Origin of the sequence: Streptomyces sp. NPDC002232, from assembly GCF_042890295.1 — a bacterium.
GTDB lineage: Bacteria > Actinomycetota > Actinomycetes > Streptomycetales > Streptomycetaceae > Streptomyces.
In genome coordinates this window covers 834,640-851,626 of record NZ_JBIARV010000001.1, presented here as the reverse complement: position 1 = coordinate 851,626, position 16,987 = coordinate 834,640, and the positions used below count along the sequence as shown (strand labels likewise).

Genomic DNA, 16,987 nt, shown 5'->3' with positions numbered 1-16,987 from the left:
CGGGTGGCGAGGAGGCGTCCATGACGTCGGGGAACGGCCGGAGCCTGCTGGAACTGATCGACGGGGCCGACGAGCGGGGACTGGCCGCGGCCGGACTCGCCTGCCTCGACCGCTGTCTGCCGCTGCTCGCCCCCGACGGCGCCGACGCCCTGCGCCCCGTGTGGGCGGCCGTCGCGCGCGGCGACGGGGGCGCCTGGGGCGAGGCCGTCGCCAAGGCCCGCGTCGAGCTGGCCGCCGACGCCGACGGCACCGGGGACGCCGCCACCGTCCGCGCGATGCTCGCCGGGGCCCCGGAGGCCTGGACCGCCGCTGCCCTGCGGGTCTGGGCCGCCGACTGCTCCGTCGCGGCGCTCGCCCTGCACGGGCGGTACGACGCGGCCGGGACGCCCGACGGCCTCGTCGAGCGCTGCCGGGCCGGGGCCCCGGACGGCGCGGGCCCGCTGCTCGCCGGGGAGCTCCGCCGTCAGCAGGCCGTCCTGGAGACGGTCGCCCACGGCCCGACCGGACTGCGCCGGGCACGTGAGCTCTCCGTCGAGGGCGGCCGGGTCCTGCGCGCGGTCGTCTCCCGCCGGGCCCGTACGGCCTGACCGCGGTACTCGGACGCGGGCCCGCGGTCGTCTCCCGCCGGGCCCGCACCGCCTGACCGCGGTACTCGGACGCGGGCCTGCGGTCGTCTCCCGCCGGGCCCGCGTCCGCCTGACCGGGCTACTCGGACGCGGGCGCTTCGACCGTGACCGAGGCGACCGCCTCCGCGATCTCCCGCTCCGTCGTGGCCTTGTCCAGGCCGAGCCCGCTCAGCACGCCCCGTCCGTCCTCCTGCTCCAGCAGGGCCAGCAGGATGTGCTCGGTGCCGACGTAGTCGTGGCCGAGGCGCAGGGCCTCGCGGAACGTGAGCTCCAGGACCTTCTTGGAGTCCGCGTCGAAGGGGATCAGCGCGGGGACCGTCTCGGACCGCGGCGGCAGCGCCGGGGTCACCGCCTCGCGCACCGCCTCCTCCGTCACGCCGTGCCCGGTCAGCCACCGCATGGCGAGCGACTCGGGGTCGGCGAGCAGGCCGAGGGCGAGGTGGGCGGGCACGATCTCGGCGTGGGAGGCCGCCCGGGCCTCCTCCTGGGAGACGACGACCACCTTGCGGGCGCGCGGGGTGAAGCGGCTGAATCCCGCGTTCGGGTCCATCTGGGCGTCGTCGGGGCCCTTCGGGACGAAGCGCTTCTGGGCCGCCTGCCGGGTGACGCCCATGCTGCGGCCGATGTCGGTCCAGGAGGCGCCGGAGCGCCGGGCCTGGTCCACGAAGTGGCCGATGAGGTGGTCGGCGACGTCGCCGAGGTGGTCCGCCGCGATGACCGCGCCGGAGAGCTGCTCCAGGGCGTCCGGATGGACCTTCTTGATCGCTTCGATGAGCTCGTCGAGACGGACGGGGATCTTCGGGCCGACTGGATTCGTCATGAGGCAACCCTAGGTTGACACCCCTCCACTGTCAACGGTCGGTTGACAGTCGTCGCCGTCAATGGCCGGTTGACGATCGTCCGGCGACCACGGCCGGTCGACACTCGAAGGGTGGACTCCGCCCCGGGGCGCGCGAGATCGCGCGATCGGGTGAGAGGAGGCGCGGGAAGCACCGGCGCGGGGGAGGGAAAAGGGAGACGACCGGGGCCGCCACCCCCCACAGGAGAGGCCCCGGTCGTCGCCCACGGAGCCGCAGCACGACTCCGTACTCCTATCAGCGCCAGGGGTGCGGTTTCTGTCACACTCGCGCGGGCCACGCGAAGGTTGCAAGTTGTACAAAGACCCCGGACCGCGTGGACGTGACGCCGCGCCACGACGTAGCGTGCAGATGCGCGAGGCCGCGTGGCGGTGGTGACCAGCCGCGATGACTCGGGGCGCGACCACGTCACCGACGAACAGGGTTTGGGGAGTGCTGGGGGACGACGCGGAGCTGACCGCCGCGGTGCTCGCTGCGCAGGACGGGGACGAGGACGCCTTCCGTACTGTGTACCGCGCCGTGCAACCCCGGCTGCTCGGCTACATACGGACGCTGGTCGGCGAGGCCGACGCCGAGGACGTCGCCTCCGAGTCCTGGCTCCAGATAGCCCGCGACCTCGACCGCTTCGACGGTGACGCCGACCGGTTCCGCGGCTGGGCGGCCCGGATCGCCCGCAACCGCGCCCTCGACCACATCCGGATGCGCGGCCGCAGGCCCGCCGTGGGTGCCGACGAGACCGAACTGACCGACAAGCCCGCCGACTCCGACACGGCCGGCGAAGCCCTGGAGGCCCTCGCCACCGGCGACACCATGCACCTGATCGCCCAGCTGCCGCAGGACCAGGCCGAGGCCGTCGTCCTGCGCGTCGTCGTCGGCCTCGACGCCAAGAGCGCCGCCGACACCCTGGGCAAGCGCCCCGGAGCCGTGCGCACCGCCGCGCACCGGGGGCTCAAGAAGCTCGCCGAACTCCTCGGGGCCGACGGCGGGCAGGACGGTCCTGAGGGCACCGGCGCGGCCGTCGTCCCGCTGGACGGTGTCCCTCCGCAACGCGGACGCGCGCCGGGGGCCGTGGCCCCCGGCGGTGTGACGCAATCACGTCCGCGTACGCAGAAGGACATGTGATGGCCGACGAGCGCTACCAGTGGCTCGACCAGGAGGCCGCGGAGCGGCTGCTCCGGGGCGAGCCGGTCGAGGCCCTCGACGACCGGGCGCGCCACCAGGCCGAACGTCTCGCCCAGGCCCTCGGCGCGGCCCGCGTCCCCGCGACCCCGCCGGCCCCGGACGCCGAACTCCCGGGCGAGGCGGCCGCCCTCGCCGCCTTCCGCGAGGCCACCGCCGAGCGGGCCGCGACCGCCGCGCCCTCCGCCCTGTCCGCCGCCGCGGGCCGCGGCCGCGACCTCGGCCGGGTGCGGCTCGCCCCCGCCACCGCCCCGGCGCGCCGCTGGGGGCGCTCCGTGCGGTACGGCCTCACCGCCGCCTTCGCCGCCGTCACGGTCGGCGGCGTCGCCGTCGCCGCGGGCACGGGCGTGCTGCCGCTGGTCGGCCCGGCGCCCGCCACCTCCGTCTCGGCGGAGGAGACGGCGGACCGGCTCGTCTCGAAGGAACCCGGCATAGGCCAGGACCCCGAGGCACCTCCGACGGACCCGGGCCGGGGCGATCCCACGCCCGGTCCCTCGCCCTCGGCCGAAGGGTCCACCCCACCGACCCCCGGCGCCTCCGCGGGAGGCGGTCCGACGACCCCCGCCCCGCGCACGCCGGAACCGGGCAGGACGACCCCCCGCCCCGGCGCCACGGAAGACTCCGGCGCCACGGGCGACCCCGGCTCCGCGGACCTGCGGGAGAAGGTCCTCAAGGCCTGCCGGCAGTACCGCACGGGCCGGCTCGACGCCTCCGGCCGCCGGCAGCTCATGAACACCCTGCGCGGCGGCGAGACCCTGCGCCTCTACTGCGACCGGATCCTCTCCGGCGACACCGGCACCCCGAAGGGCGACGGCTCCCAGGGCAGGCCCGAGGGCGACGGCAAGGGCGACGAGGGCACCGACGGCGGCCGCAAGGGCGGCACCGGGCGCGGCGGCGAGGACCGCGCCCCCGGGGAGAACCACGGCGGCATCGGGAACGGCGGCACCGGCGGCATCCGGGACCGGGCCGGAAGCACCCTCCCCGACGCCCGGCTCCAGTCCGGAACCGCCGCCGCGGCGCCCGGCGGAATCACCACCGGGGCACGCCTCCCGCTCGGGGTGTAACACTTCTCGACCCGTCGGCGCAGTACGTAATGCCGACTGGTCATCGGCCGCGCAGCGAGCCGGGGTTCCCCCCGTACCTACGGCTCCGCGCACCCGGCGCGGGTGGGACACGTTCCCCCGGTCCCACCCGCGCCCTCTCCTCACTCCCGTCCGGCTACCAGTGGACGACGACCTTGTCGCCGGGCTTCACCTGGTCGAAGAGGGCCGAGAGCTTCGCCCGGTCCCGGACGTTGACGCAGCCGTGCGAGGCCCCGGCGTAGCCGCGCGCCGCGAAGTCCGCCGAGTAGTGCACCGCCTGGCCGCGGCTGAAGAACATCGCGTACGGCATGGGCGTGTGGTAGATCGTCGACGTCCATTCGCGCGCCTTCCACTCGACCTTGAAGAGGCCCTCGCGGGTCGGCGTGTTCTCCGAGCCGAAGCGGACGTCCATCGACGAGACGACGCGGCCGTCGATCATCCAGGCCAGCGTCCGGCTCTCCTTGCTGATGCAGAGCACCCGGCCGGTCATGCACCGCGGGTCCGGGGTGTCCAGCTTGTTCGTGGTCGCCGGCTTCAGCTCGTCGGCCGTCGGCTTCCGGCTCGCGGACAGCAGCTGCGACCAGGTCGCCTCGTCGACCGTGCCGGTCTCCGGCAGCCCCCGGCGCGCCTGGAACTTCTTGACCGCGCCCGCCGTCATCGTCCCGTAGAAACCGGTGGGGGCCCGGTCGAAGAAGTCGAGCTGCCGCAGGCGCGCCTGGAGCTCGCGCACCTGCTCGTTCTCGTCCCCGTCGCCCAGCAGCCGCTTCGCCGACGGCGTCCCGGACGGGTCGGCGGAGGCCGGATCGGACGGCGACTCGGTGGGGTAGGTCGCGGACGGGGACGGCGGCTTGCCGTCCGAGGTCGGCGCGTCGGTCGGCGTGGCGCCGGGCGTCCCCGCCGAGGCCGAGGGCGGCGCGGCGGGCGTACCGGTCCCCGTGCCGGACCCGTCCGGCGTACAGCCGGCGGCGAGCGCCACCGCCACCGCTGCCAGAACCACTCTGTGTATGACGGCCGAAGACCGCTTCATCGTTGCCCCCCGTGGTGCGTCGTGTGTACGTAGGGATGCTTCCCGCGCGCGTGCGGTTGCGCGCGACGGCCGCGGACCGCGCATCCTGTGAGGAGCAGGTCTATCGGGAGGCACACGCATGGCGCGCGAGTCGGAGTCGGGGCTGCCCATCGAGCCGGTGTACGGGCCGGACGCCCTCGACGGCTGGGATCCCGCGGAGAAGCTGGGCGAGCCGGGCGCGTACCCCTTCACGCGCGGGGTGTACCCCTCGATGTACACCGGGCGGCCCTGGACCGTGCGGCAGTACGCCGGCTTCGGCACGGCCGCCGAGTCCAACGCCCGCTACCAGCGGCTCATCGCCCACGGCACCACCGGCCTGTCCGTCGCCTTCGACCTGCCGACCCAGATGGGACACGACTCCGACGCCCCGATCGCGCACGGCGAGGTCGGCAAGGTCGGCGTCGCCGTCGACTCGCTCGACGACATGCGCGTCCTGTTCGACGGGATCCCGTTGGACCGGGTCTCCACGTCGATGACCATCAACGCCCCCGCCGCCCCGCTCCTCCTGCTCTACCAGCTCGTCGCCGAGGAGCAGGGCGTCCCTGCGGACGCGCTGACCGGCACGATCCAGAACGACGTGCTCAAGGAGTACATCGCCCGGGGGACGTACATCTTCCCGCCGAAGCCCTCGCTGCGGCTGACCGCCGACATCTTCCGGTACTGCCGGGCCGAGATCCCGAAGTGGAACACCATCTCGATCTCCGGCTACCACATGGCCGAGGCCGGTGCCTCGCCCGCGCAGGAGATCGCCTTCACCCTCGCCGACGGCATCGAGTACGTCCGGACGGCCGTCGCCGCCGGCATGGACGTCGACGACTTCGCGCCCCGCCTGTCCTTCTTCTTCGTGGCCCGGACGACGATCCTGGAGGAGGTCGCGAAGTTCCGCGCGGCCCGCCGGATCTGGGCGCGGGTGATGAGGGAGCGGTTCGGCGCGGAGAACCCCAAATCGCTGATGCTGCGCTTCCACACCCAGACCGCCGGCGTGCAGCTCACCGCGCAGCAGCCCGAGGTGAACCTGGTCAGGGTCGCCGTGCAGGGCCTCGCCGCGGTCCTCGGCGGCACCCAGTCCCTCCACACCAACTCCTTCGACGAGGCCCTCGCCCTGCCGACGGACCGGTCCGCCCGCCTCGCCCTGCGCACCCAGCAGGTCCTCGCCCACGAGACGGACGTCACCGCGACCGTCGACCCGTTCGCCGGCTCGTACGTCGTCGAGAGCCTGACGGACGACGTGGAGGCGGCGGCGCTGGAGCTGATGGGCCGGATCGAGGAGATGGGCGGCGCGGTCGCCGCGATCGAGCGCGGCTACCAGAAGGACGAGATCGAGCGCTCCGCCTACCGGATCGCGCGGGAGACGGACTCCGGCGAGCGGGTCGTCGTCGGGGTGAACCGCTACGCGATGGACGTCGAGGAGCCCTACGAGCCGCTCCGCGTCGACCCCGCCATCGAGGCCCGGCAGGCCGAGCGCCTCGCACGGCTGCGGGCCGGGCGCGACGGCGCGGCCGTGGACACGGCGCTCGCCGCGCTCCGGGCGGCCGCCGAGGGCACGGACAACGTCCTGTACCCGATGAAGGAGGCGCTGAGGGCCCGGGCCACGGTCGGAGAGGTCTGCGACGCCCTGCGCGCCGTCTGGGGCACGTACGTCCCGACCGACGCGTTCTGACGGTTCACGCGGTCTGCCCGATTTCGCCTGTTGAAACTTAAAGCGGAGGGTCGTACCGGTGTGCGACACTCCGCCTCATGCTGGGTGTCACCGATCTTCCGACCTATCTCGCCGGGCTCGTCCTCATCATCCTCCTCCCGGGGCCGAACTCGCTGTACGTGCTGTCCGTCGCCGCCCGCAAGGGCACCCGCACCGGATACAAGGCCGCCGCCGGGGTCTTCACCGGCGACGCCGTCCTGATGACGCTCGCCGCGCTCGGCGCCGCGTCGCTGCTCCAGACCACCCCGTTCCTCTTCATGATCGTGAAGTACGCGGGCGCGGGCTATCTGACCTGGATGGCGATCGGCATGCTGCGGGCCGCCCTGGCCATGTGGCGCACGAGGCACGAGGCCGCCGTCGAGACCGTGGGCGAGGCGGACGCCGGACCCTCCGAGCACCCGTACCGCCGGGCGCTGATCATCAGCCTGTTCAACCCGAAGGCGATCCTCTTCCTGATCTCCTTCTTCGTGCAGTTCGTGGACCCCTCCTACGCCTATCCGGCGCTCTCCTTCCTGGTCCTCGGCTCGCTGCTCCAGCTCGGCAGCTTCTTCTACCTGACCACCCTGATCTTCGGCGGCACCCGGCTCGCCGCGGCCTTCCGCCGCCGCAAGCGCCTCTCCGCCGGAGCCACCTCCGCCGCCGGCGCCCTCTTCCTCGGCTTCGCCGCGAAGCTCTCGCTCAGCAGCGCCGCTTGACCCTCACACCGTGTGAGGCCGTTCCGTAGGGGGCGTCATGTTCACCATCGGAGACTTCGCCCGGCACGGGCGGGTGTCGGTCCGGATGCTGCGCCACTACGACGCCATCGGACTGCTGCGCCCGGCCCACGTCGACCCGCACAGCGGCTACCGCTTCTACTCGGCGGACCAGCTCGCCCCGCTCAACCGCGTCATCGCGCTCAAAGACCTCGGCTTCACGCTCGTTCAGGTGGGGGCGATCCTCCGGGACGAGATCGGCGCGGAGGAGCTGCGGGGGATGCTGCGCCTGCGCCAGGCCGAGCTGGAAGCGGCCCTGGAGGCGGCGCGGGCCCGGCTCGCCCAGGTCGGTGCGAGGCTCCGCGCCATCGAGAGCGAGGGACGCATGTCCACCCAGGACGTCGTCGTCAAGAAGATCCCCGCCGTCCGCGTCGCCGAGCTGAGCGGGGTCGCCGCGAGCTTCGGGCCCGAGGACATCACCCCGGTCGTCGGACCGCTGTACGAGGAGCTGTGCGGCCGCCTCGAGGCCGCGGGCGTCACCGGCTTCGGCCCGGCGGTCGCGTACTACGAGGACGCCGGCGCGGGGGACGGTTCGGTCCGCGTGCACGCGGCGACCACCGTGCCCGAGGGCACCGTCGCCGAGGGCGTGACGGTGCACGTCCTGCCCGGCATCGAGGAGGCGGCGACCATCGTCCACCGTGGTTCCATGGACGCGATCCTGCCGACCGCGCAGACCCTCGCCGCCTGGATCGACACCAACGGCCACCGGTCCGCCGGCTATGCCCGTGAGCTCTACCTGGAGTGCCCGGAGGACCCGGCGGGCTGGGTCGCCGAGATCCAGGAGCCGATCGTCCGCGCCTGACCGCGCCCCCGCGGGCCCGGGACCCCCGCACGGGTTCCCGGGCCCGCCGTCCGTGGCGGGTCCGCTACCTCTTCAGCGCCTTGCGCAGCCGCAGCGCGCGGCGCGCGAGGCGGCGGACCTGCGGATGGCGCGGGATCGGCAGTCCGCCCGGCAGGTCCAGGACGGTGAGCCGGCGCCGGGTGAAGTGGTGCCGGGTGCGCTCGGCGAGCGGGCCCGAGAGGTGCCGTACGGCGGGCTCCCGCAGCTCCGGGCGGATCTTCGGCTGCATCGCGAAGCCCACCGCCGCGACCAGGTCGTTCAGCTCCTCCGTGCCGATCCCGGCGTCGGCGCCCCCGTCCTCCAGGGGCGGGACGACCGCGTCGACGACCGTGAGCGGGATCCGGTTGCTGTTCTGGAACGGTGCGAGCCGCTCCAGGAGGCCGCGCGTGCCGACCCGCGCGACCGGCAGCCCGTAGAAGGTCGCCGCCGTGAGCAGTGCCGTCGAGAAGCAGCCGACGACGAGCGCCGGCCGCAGCTCGCGGTAGAGCACCTCCGCGAGGACGGGCCGGTCCTCCACGGTCAGCTCGGCGCCGAGCTCCGCCGCCGTCTCCACGAGCGTCCGCGTCCAGGCGTCCGGGGCCGTCGGGTGCGGCTTGAAGACGAGCCGCCGGTGGCCGCGGGCGACCGCGCCCCGGACCATCCGCAGGTGCAGCTCCTCCTCCTCGGCGGCGGTCATCAGGTTCAGCGCCGCCAGGTACTGGCCCAGGAGCAGCACGGGGCCGTCCTCCCCGGTCCCGGCGGCCGGTCCGGCCAGCTCCGCGACGACCTTCGTGAAGGCCTCCGCCGGGACCGCCTCGGGCACCGCGCCGAACTCGGCGAGCAGCAGCGGCCGGAGCCCGGGGACGAGGTCGAGGTGGAGCAGCCGGCCCACGCGCCCGCCGATCAGCGGGTCGATCTTGTTGCGGGTCGGGCCGTAGCTCATGAGGCCGTCGGCGTAGACGGTGACCGGCGCGTCGGGAAGGAGCTGGGCGAGGGCGAGCGCGGGCGTCACCTGGAGGGACTCCAGGGCGATCTCGACGTGGTCGTCGCCGAGGTCCCAGAGCTTGCGCAGGTGCCGCTGGAGCATCGGCAGGTCGCTCGGGCGCGGGGTCCAGCCGGCCGGGTGGAGCGGGAAGATCGTCTCGTTCCAGGACAGCACGGAGTCGAAGCGGCCGCGCAGCCGCCCGAAGCCCTCGGCCTCGTCGAGGGCGGGGGTCGTCTCCGGCACGGCCGCGTTGTTGGTGACCAGCAGGACGCGCCGGGCGGCGGGCGCGAAGGCGCCGCTGTCGAGCGCGGCGGCGAGCGTCACGGCCCCGTAGAGGGTGGAGGCGCAGAAGATCTGGGTGGTGCGGCGGCCGTTCACGCGGCCACCTCCGGGGAGCCGGCGCCGCCGTCGCGGACCGGTGCCGCCGGTGGGGGCGCGGGACGGCGCCGGCGCAGCCGCCTGAGCGTCGTCGCGCGGTCCCCGCCCATCGCCGCCAGGGCCTCGTCGAGGACCCCCTGCGGCATCCGCCGCAGCGCGCCCGCGCTCATCGCCTTCAGCCGGCGGGCCACCTCGGGTTCGAACCTGTCGATCGAACCGACATGGTGGGAAATCACCGCGCAATAGGTACGGACGGCTTTCGGGAGAAGAAGATCCGCGTCTTTGTCCCGGGCCGTTTCCTCGATCACCTGGTCGAAGGCGCGGATGAAATCCAATTGCCGGACGTCGCCGATCTGGGTGAGTGAGGTCGACACCCCGCGCCGGTAGAACACACCGAGTTCTCCGAGGGCCGCGAACGATTCCGCCTCGCGGTGCAGTTTCCAGATCCACGGCCGGTCCTCCGCCGTCCGCAGGCCGTGCGGGAAGTGCAGCAGCCCCCGGTCCAGGAGCCGCCGGTGGTAGATCCCGGCCCAGGCGTACGGGTAGTCGACGGAGGTCGTCCGGTGCGACGGCAGAATCGCGTCCCGGGGGCGCAGCACCTCGCCGCGCCGGGGGACCGGCACCCGGCGCACCGCGCGGTTGCGGCCGGTCACCGTGACGTGGTCGGTGCGCAGGAAGTCGCAGCGCAGCTCCTCGGCGGCGGCGACGAGCCGGTCGTAGTAGCCGGGGGCGAGCCAGTCGTCGCCGTCGAGGAAGGCGATGTACTCGCCCCTGGCGGCGTCGAGGCCGGTGTTCCGGGCCGTGGCGAGGCCCTCGTTGCGCTCGTGCCTGATCAGGACGGCACCCGGGATCTCGCGCGCGGCCCGTTCGAGGAGCTCCGGGGTCCCGTCCGACGAGCAGTCGTCGACAAGCAGGAACTCGAAGTCCTCGCGGGCGTTGGCCCGCAGGCTCGTGAGGGTGTCGGGGGCGTATGTCTGCACGTTGAAGAACGGCACGACGACGGAGAGCTTGACCACGCGGCCGACGCTAGGCGCCGCCCCGGCATGGCCGCCGACCGCCGGGCGGCCTTTCGGTGAACACCAAGCGGCGGGCCGATTAACCGCCTTTACCCGCAGGGGAAATCAGCCGCGGCACGTCCGGAAAGCGATCTGCTTCAGCGGTCGGAGAGGCTCTGTTCACCGTTTGTTGTGGCCCAGTTGGGCCGAAAAGCGGAATGCCCTTCTAGCGTCCTCGACGTGCCAGCAAGTACCAGAGAAGCGGTACGGGTCGCCGTACTCGCCGACTCCGACACCCGGTGGAAATGGGGCGCCCTCACCGCGCGCCGCATCACCGCGGCCACCGCCGAACCCACCGGCTTCGTCCTGCGGGGAAGGGCCACGCCCACCGCGCGCCAGCTCGCCGAGACCGGGGTGTCCACGACCGCCCCGCGCGAGGTGACGGGCGCGGACTTCCTCCGGGCGATACGGGACGCGGAGGAGCGCGGCGAGGGCTACGACGTCCTCGTGCTCGCCCTGGTCGGCGGCACCGTCCGGGCCGTCCTCCAGGGGCTGGCCGACCTCGGCCTCCGGCGGCGCCCCGTGGTCGTCACCGGCTATGTCGGCGTCGTCTACGAGAAGCTCACCGACGGCCTCCTGCTGCGCCACGGCGCCGACGTCGTCCTCGCCAACTCCCGGCACGACGCGGAGCGGTTCCGCGCGGTGTACGAGGGCGTCGGCGCCGGCGCCGACTCGGTCGTCGAGGCCGCGCTGCCCTTCCTCGGCGGCACCCCGTACGCCCCCGAGCAGGGCCGCGACACCCTGGTCTTCGCCGCCCAGCCCTCCGTGCCCGCCACCCGCGCCGAACGCGCCTACGTGCTGCGGCGGCTGATCGGACACGCCCGCCTCCACCCGAGCCGCGAGGTGCTCCTCAAGCTCCGCTCCAAGCCGGGCGAACACACCACGCACCTGGAGGAGTTCCCCTTCCAGAAGCTGGTCCGCGAGCTCGACCCGCCGGACAACTTCCGCCTCGTGTACGGGCACATGGGCGAGGTCCTCGACCGGACCGACCTGCTGGTCACCGTCTCCTCGACGGCCGCCCTCGAAGCGCTGCACCGCCGGATCCCCACCGCGATCCTCACCGACCTCGGCGTCCGCGAGGCGCTCGGCAACCACCACTTCGTCGGCTCCGGCCTGCTCACCTCCTTCGACCGGCTCGACGAGGGCGGCGCGCCGGTCGCCGACGCGACCTGGCTCGCCCGGCAGGGCGTCGCGTCCGACGGTTCGTACGAGGGGGCCTTCGACGCCGCCCGCGACCGGGTCGCCGCGCTCCTCGCGCTCCCCGCGCTGCCCCCGATCAGCCCCTACTACACCGCGGAGACGGCCGCCGGCTACCTGCCCGGGATCCTCGCCCGCCACCGCCTGGACGTCACCGCGCCCGAGCCCCGCGAGAGCGGGCTGCGCCGGGTCGTCCGGGAAGCCGCCCGGGGCGCGTACCGCCACGGCGTGCAGCGCGTCGCCCCCGTCATCCGCCGCCTGGGAGAACTGTGATGCCGACCCCGACCGTGCTCGCCGTCGTCCCCGCCCGGGGCGGCTCGAAGGGCGTGCCCGCCAAGAACCTCACCCCGGTGGCCGGGATCCCCCTGGTCGCCCGCGCCGTCCGCGCCTGCCTCGGCGCCCGCACCGTCACCCACGTGGTGGTCTCCACCGACGACGCCGCCATCGCCGCGGCCGCCCGCACCGCCGGGGCCGAGGCCGTCCGGCGGCCCGCCGCGATCGCCGGCGACACGGCCACCAGCGAGGCCGCCGTCCTGCACGCGATGGACGCCTTCGAGGCCACCCACGGCCGCCCCGTCGACGTGGTCCTCCTCGTCCAGTGCACCAGCCCCTTCCTCACCTCCGCCGAGGTCGCCGAGACCGCCGGACGGATCGTCTCGGGCGCCGCCGACACCGCCTTCACGGCCGCCCCGTCCCACGGCTTCCTCTGGCGCGAGGACTCCGAAGGGGCCACCGGCGTCAACCACGACAAGGCCCACCGCCCGCGCCGCCAGGACCGGGAGCCCGAGTACCTGGAGACCGGCGCCGTCTACGCGATGGACGCGGCCGGCTTCCGCACCCACGAGCACCGCTTCTTCGGCCGCACCGCGCTCGTCGTCACCGACCCCGCCCGCGTCCTGGAGATCGACGACCCGCACGACCTCGCCCGCGCCAAGGCCCTCGCCCCGCTCCTCGACGAGCCCGTCACGCCCGGCTTCGCCGACGTCGACGCCGTCGTCCTCGACTTCGACGGCACCCAGACCGACGACCGGGTCCACCTCGACGCCGAGGGCCGCGAGTTCGTCTCCGCGCACCGCGGCGACGGCCTCGGCATCGCGGCCCTGCGCCGCGCCGGACTGCCCGTCCTCATCCTCTCCACCGAGCAGAACGCGGTGGTCGCCGCCCGCGCCCGCAAGCTCAAGATCCCCGTCCTGCACGGCATCGACCGCAAGGACCGCGCCCTCAAGGAGTGGTGCGAGGCCGAGGGCATCGACCCGCAGCGCGTCCTCTACGCCGGCAACGACGTCAACGACCTGCCCTGCTTCCACCTCGTCGGCTGGCCCGTCGCGGTGAGCAGCGCCCACGACTCCGTACGGGCCGCCGCCCGCGCGGTCACCGTCACCCCGGGCGGCTCCGGAGCGATCCGCGAGATCGCCGCCTGGCTCCTCGGACCCGAGCTGAACACCCCCAACCCGTAAGGAAGCACCATGAACACCCGTCTGCGCACCCTCGGCACCAAGACCGCCGGCCCGGGCCACTCCGTCTACGTCTGCGGCGAGATCGGCATCAACCACAACGGCGACCTCGACAACGCCTTCAAGCTGATCGACGTGGCCGCCGAGGCCGGCTGCGACGCCGTCAAGTTCCAGAAGCGCACCCCGGAGATCTGCACCCCGCGCGACCAGTGGGACATCGAGCGCGACACCCCCTGGGGCCGGATGACGTACATCGACTACCGCCACCGCGTGGAGTTCGGCGAGGACGAGTACCGCGCCATCGACGCGCACTGCAAGGAGCGCGGCATCGACTGGTTCGCCTCCCCGTGGGACACCGAGGCCGTCGCCTTCCTGGAGAAGTTCGACGTCCCCGCCCACAAGGTCGCCTCCGCCTCCCTCACCGACGACGAGCTGCTGCGCGAGCTGCGCGCCACCGGCCGCACGGTCATCCTCTCCACCGGCATGTCGACGCCGAAGCAGATCCGCCACGCGGTCGAGGTCCTGGGCAGCGACAACATCCTGCTCTGCCACGCCACCTCGACCTACCCGGCCAAGGCCGAGGAGCTCAACCTCCGCGTCATCCAGACGCTCCAGGAGGAGTACCCGAACGTCCCGATCGGCTACTCCGGCCACGAGACCGGCCTCCAGACCACGCTGGCCGCCGTCGCCCTCGGCGCCGCCTTCGTCGAGCGCCACATCACCCTCGACCGCGCCATGTGGGGCTCCGACCAGGCCGCCTCCGTCGAGCCGCAGGGCCTCCAGCGCCTCGTCCGCGACATCCGCACCATCGAGACCGCGCTCGGCGACGGCGTGAAGAAGGTGTACGAGTCGGAGCTCGGCCCGATGAAGAAGCTCCGCCGGGTCCAGGGTGCCGACGCCGCATGACCCGGCAGCTGGCGTTCGTCGAGAGCCCGGTCCAGCTGCTCAACGTCCTGGAATGGGCACACACGCAGAACCCCGCGGCGGGCTCGCGCCCCGCGGGGGTCCCCACGGCGCCCTCGCACGGGGTGCCGTCGCCCGGTGACCCGACGGCCACCGGCCCCACGGACGCGGCTCGCACGGCCACCGCCGGCACGACCACCCCGGCGGACGCGGCTCGCGCGGAGACCGGGCCGGTGGATGGCGCTCGCGCGGACGCGGGCCTCGCGTACGGCCGCACCACGGAGAGCGCCGCCGACGGCGGCCCCGTGGACGGCGGCTGCGCGGGCGTCACCCCGCCCCTCACCGTCGTGGTCCTCTCGCCGACCGACCCCATGTCGCGGGGCCAGCTGCGCCGGATGGCCCAGCTGGCCCGCGACCAGGGCCTCACCGTGCGCTGGCAGGAGGCCCGCGGCGGCCGGGGCTCGCTCGTCCGCACCCTGCGCGAGCTCGCCCGGCCGCTGCGCTCGGCGGAGCGGGTGATCATCGGGGACCCCTTCTCCCGGTACGTCCAGCTGCTCCTGACCCTCTTCGCCCCCCGGCACCTGACCGTCGTCGACGACGGCACCGCGACCATGGAGTTCGCCGCCCAGCTGGGCCGGGGCGAGCGCCTGGTCCGCTGGCACCGCAAGGGCAGCCTCGGCCCCCGCGAGCTGGTCCTCGCCCCGGTCACCAGCCTCGCCCGGCGCAAGCTCGCCCCCACCCGGGGCCGTACCGTCGAGATCTTCACCTCGCTGCCCGTCGAGGCCCCGCCGGGCGTCACGGTCACCGAGAACACGTACGCCTGGACCCGCGACACCTTCGGTCCGCCGAAGCTCACCGGGGGCGCCGACCTGGTCGGCACCTCGCTCGTGGAGACCGGCGTCGTGGACGCCGACCACTACGCGCGCGTGGTGAACGAGCTGGCCCGCGCCCACGGCGCCACCCGCTACTTCGCGCACCGCCGGGAGAGCGCCGAGAAACTGCACCGGATCGCGGTCGAGACGGGCCTCCAGGTGGTCCGGCCCGACCTGCCGCTGGAGCTGATCGCCCGGCGCGGCCCCATCGGGCGCACCGTCGTCAGCTTCCCGTCCACGGTCGTGCACACCCTGCCGCTGGCCCTCGCCGGGACCGGCGTCAAGGTCGCCGTCATCGAGATAGCGCCCGAGTGGCTGCGGGCGACCGCCTCGCCCCGCGCCCAGGGCTTCCTGTCCGGTGTGGCGGGCACCGCGGCCCACGAGGTCGACCGCCTCACCGCCCGGGCGGCCTCACCGGCCGACCGGCTCGAATTCGGCTGAGAGTACCCACAAGGAGTGAGCTTCATGCCTGAGAAACCGAGATTCTTTCCCCTAAGGGGCTGAAATTCTCGTGATCAACGGGCAGTTGACCTCTCCACGGGCCTACCCTTCAAAGGGTGAACCAGTTGAAGTCCCGTGAGCCAGGCTCCGTCACCCTGCCCGGAACGCTGTCCGACTCCCTGCGCGCCGAACTCGTGGCCTTCCGCAGGGACTTGCACATGCACCCCGAGCTCGGGAACCAGGAGTTCCGTACGACCGCCGCGCTCAAGGCCCGCCTGGAGGCGGCCGGCCTCGCGCCGGAGGTCCTCCCGGCCGGTACCGGGCTCATCTGTGACATCGGCACCCGGGACCCGGGCCGGGGCATGCTGGCGCTCCGCGCCGACCTGGACGCACTCCCCATCCCCGACGTGAAGACCGTCGCCTACCGCTCCACCGTGGCCAACCGCGCCCACGCCTGCGGACACGACGTCCACACCACGACCGTCCTCGGCGCCGGACTCGTCCTCGCCGATCTCGACCGCCGGGGCCTCCTGCCGAACGCCGTGCGGCTGATCTTCCAGCCCGCCGAGGAGGTGCTGCCCGGCGGCGCCGCCGACGCCATCGAGGCCGGGGTCCTGGACGGCGTCGGCCGGATCGTCGCCGTGCACTGCGACCCCCGCGTCGACGCCGGGAAGATCGGGCTCCGGATCGGCCCCATCACCTCCGCCTGCGACCGCCTGGAGATCACCCTCGACGGCCCCGGCGGCCACACCGCGCGCCCGCACCTCACCACCGACCTCGTGACCGCAGCCGCCCGGGTCGCCACCGACGTCCCCGCGGTCCTCGCCCGCCGCGTCGACGCCCGCTCGGGCCTCTCGGTGACCTGGGGCCGCATCGAGGCCGGTCACGCCCCCAACGTCATCCCGCAGCACGCCGAGCTCTCCGGCACCGTCCGCTGCCTCGACCTGCCCTCCTGGCGGGACGCGCCCGACCTGGTGCACGCGGCCATCGACGAGGTCGCCACCCTGCACCGGGCCAAGTCGACCGTCACCTACGTCCGGGGCGTCCCCCCGGTCGTGAACGCCCCGGTCGTCACCGAACTCCTCCGCGACGCCATGACGGCCCGCCGCGGAGCGCAGGCGATCGAGGACACCGAGCAGAGCCTCGGAGGCGAGGACTTCTCCTGGTACCTGGAGCACGTCCCCGGCGCCATGGCCCGCCTCGGCGTCCGCACCCCCGGCGACACCCGGGTCAGGGACCTGCACGCCGGCGACTTCGACGTCGACGAGCGGTGCATCGAGGCCGGGGTGGAGCTCTTCACGGCCGCGGCCCTGCTCGACGCGACGCCCCAGCACTGATTTCCGGCCGGACGAGCGGGCCCCGGGACACCCCGGGGCCCGCTCGCCCGTCCGGCCCCGCACGCGTCCCCCGTCCGGCCCACTCCCCGGCGCGTCGGCTCCCCGGCGCCGTCGGGCCGCCCCGTCCGGGCGCTATAACCGGCGGTACCGGGCCGAACGCCCCCAGTCGCCTCGGCTGGCCGGTTCGCGACGATCCGATAACGACTCATGAACGGGTCTTTAACTGACATCTACGCGCGTTACGATCGCCGCGAAACCAGCGCCGGAAGAGGCGCTTTCGGTCA

The 16,987-nt window shown here is 74.1% G+C and carries 15 protein-coding genes; 11 read left to right on the top strand and 4 right to left on the bottom strand.

The genetic code is table 11. The features are described 5' to 3' along the window. Window positions 1-20: 20 nt before the first annotated feature. Complete coding sequence (locus ACFYXU_RS03835; RefSeq protein ID WP_384567027.1) at window positions 21-587, top strand: hypothetical protein; 567 nt, start codon at window positions 21-23, stop codon at window positions 585-587. Window positions 588-705: 118 nt separating this feature from the next. On the opposite strand, the gene ACFYXU_RS03830 is transcribed toward ACFYXU_RS03835, so the two are convergent. Then, entirely contained in the window at window positions 706-1,446 is a 741-nt protein-coding gene (locus ACFYXU_RS03830) for a Clp protease N-terminal domain-containing protein (RefSeq protein ID WP_389456389.1), read from the bottom strand. Between the two features lie 469 nt (window positions 1,447-1,915). On the opposite strand from ACFYXU_RS03830, the gene ACFYXU_RS03825 reads away from it, so the two are divergent. Both ACFYXU_RS03825 and ACFYXU_RS03820 read left to right on the top strand, forming a co-directional pair. Continuing rightward, entirely contained in the window at window positions 1,916-2,605 is a 690-nt protein-coding gene (locus tag ACFYXU_RS03825; protein WP_376507751.1) for an RNA polymerase sigma factor, read from the top strand. Further along, on the top strand, window positions 2,605-3,726 hold the full coding sequence (locus ACFYXU_RS03820; protein ID WP_376507752.1) for a hypothetical protein: 1,122 nt from the start codon (window positions 2,605-2,607) through the stop codon (window positions 3,724-3,726). Before ACFYXU_RS03825 ends, ACFYXU_RS03820 begins: the two co-directional genes overlap by 1 nt. A 154-nt stretch (window positions 3,727-3,880) precedes the next feature. Here the strand turns inward: ACFYXU_RS03820 and ACFYXU_RS03815 are convergent, their stop codons facing one another. Then, window positions 3,881-4,771, bottom strand: a complete 891-nt coding sequence (locus ACFYXU_RS03815) for a peptidoglycan-binding protein (protein WP_376507753.1) — start codon at window positions 4,769-4,771, stop codon at window positions 3,881-3,883. Window positions 4,772-4,889: 118 nt separating this feature from the next. Here ACFYXU_RS03815 and ACFYXU_RS03810 point away from each other — a divergent pair, with 118 nt between their 5' ends. From ACFYXU_RS03810 to ACFYXU_RS03800, 3 genes are all read left to right on the top strand, one after another. Further along, window positions 4,890-6,470, top strand: a complete 1,581-nt coding sequence (locus ACFYXU_RS03810) for a methylmalonyl-CoA mutase (protein WP_376507754.1) — start codon at window positions 4,890-4,892, stop codon at window positions 6,468-6,470. Between the two features lie 77 nt (window positions 6,471-6,547). Further along, window positions 6,548-7,204 carry a leucine efflux protein LeuE gene (gene leuE, locus ACFYXU_RS03805; protein WP_376507755.1) on the top strand — a complete coding sequence of 219 codons (657 nt, stop codon included), beginning with the start codon at window positions 6,548-6,550 and terminating at the stop codon, window positions 7,202-7,204. Window positions 7,205-7,241: 37 nt separating this feature from the next. After that, the gene (locus ACFYXU_RS03800; RefSeq protein WP_389456387.1) at window positions 7,242-8,063 is read left to right on the top strand and encodes a MerR family transcriptional regulator; all 822 of its coding nucleotides are present in this window, start codon (window positions 7,242-7,244) and stop codon (window positions 8,061-8,063) included. A gap of 64 nt (window positions 8,064-8,127) precedes the next feature. On the opposite strand, the gene ACFYXU_RS03795 is transcribed toward ACFYXU_RS03800, so the two are convergent. After that, window positions 8,128-9,444, bottom strand: a complete 1,317-nt coding sequence (locus ACFYXU_RS03795) for a polysialyltransferase family glycosyltransferase (RefSeq protein ID WP_389407415.1) — start codon at window positions 9,442-9,444, stop codon at window positions 8,128-8,130. Beyond that, complete coding sequence (locus ACFYXU_RS03790; RefSeq protein WP_361396349.1) at window positions 9,441-10,460, bottom strand: glycosyltransferase family 2 protein; 1,020 nt, start codon at window positions 10,458-10,460, stop codon at window positions 9,441-9,443. Before ACFYXU_RS03790 ends, ACFYXU_RS03795 begins: the two co-directional genes overlap by 4 nt. Window positions 10,461-10,679: 219 nt before the next feature. Between ACFYXU_RS03790 and ACFYXU_RS03785 the strand changes: the two genes are divergently transcribed. The 5 genes from ACFYXU_RS03785 to ACFYXU_RS03765 all read left to right on the top strand — a co-directional run bounded on the left by ACFYXU_RS03785 (window position 10,680) and on the right by ACFYXU_RS03765 (window position 16,703). After that, a complete protein-coding gene (locus ACFYXU_RS03785) occupies window positions 10,680-11,969 on the top strand; it encodes a DUF6716 putative glycosyltransferase (protein ID WP_389456385.1) in 1,290 nt (429 codons plus the stop codon). After that, a complete protein-coding gene (locus tag ACFYXU_RS03780; RefSeq protein WP_376507761.1) occupies window positions 11,969-13,153 on the top strand; it encodes a cytidylyltransferase domain-containing protein in 1,185 nt (394 codons plus the stop codon). Before ACFYXU_RS03785 ends, ACFYXU_RS03780 begins: the two co-directional genes overlap by 1 nt. A 9-nt stretch (window positions 13,154-13,162) precedes the next feature. Beyond that, window positions 13,163-14,056, top strand: coding sequence for an N-acetylneuraminate synthase family protein (locus ACFYXU_RS03775; RefSeq protein ID WP_329854256.1), 894 nt, complete (start codon window positions 13,163-13,165; stop codon window positions 14,054-14,056). Further along, window positions 14,053-15,366: a hypothetical protein gene (locus ACFYXU_RS03770; RefSeq protein WP_389456382.1), complete on the top strand. Its 1,314-nt coding sequence runs from the start codon at window positions 14,053-14,055 to the stop codon at window positions 15,364-15,366. The genes ACFYXU_RS03775 and ACFYXU_RS03770 overlap by 4 nt, the downstream gene beginning before the upstream one ends. 116 nt (window positions 15,367-15,482) lie before the next feature. Then, the gene (locus ACFYXU_RS03765) at window positions 15,483-16,703 is read left to right on the top strand and encodes an amidohydrolase (protein ID WP_389456380.1); all 1,221 of its coding nucleotides are present in this window, start codon (window positions 15,483-15,485) and stop codon (window positions 16,701-16,703) included. The last annotated feature ends 284 nt before the right edge of the window (window positions 16,704-16,987 follow it).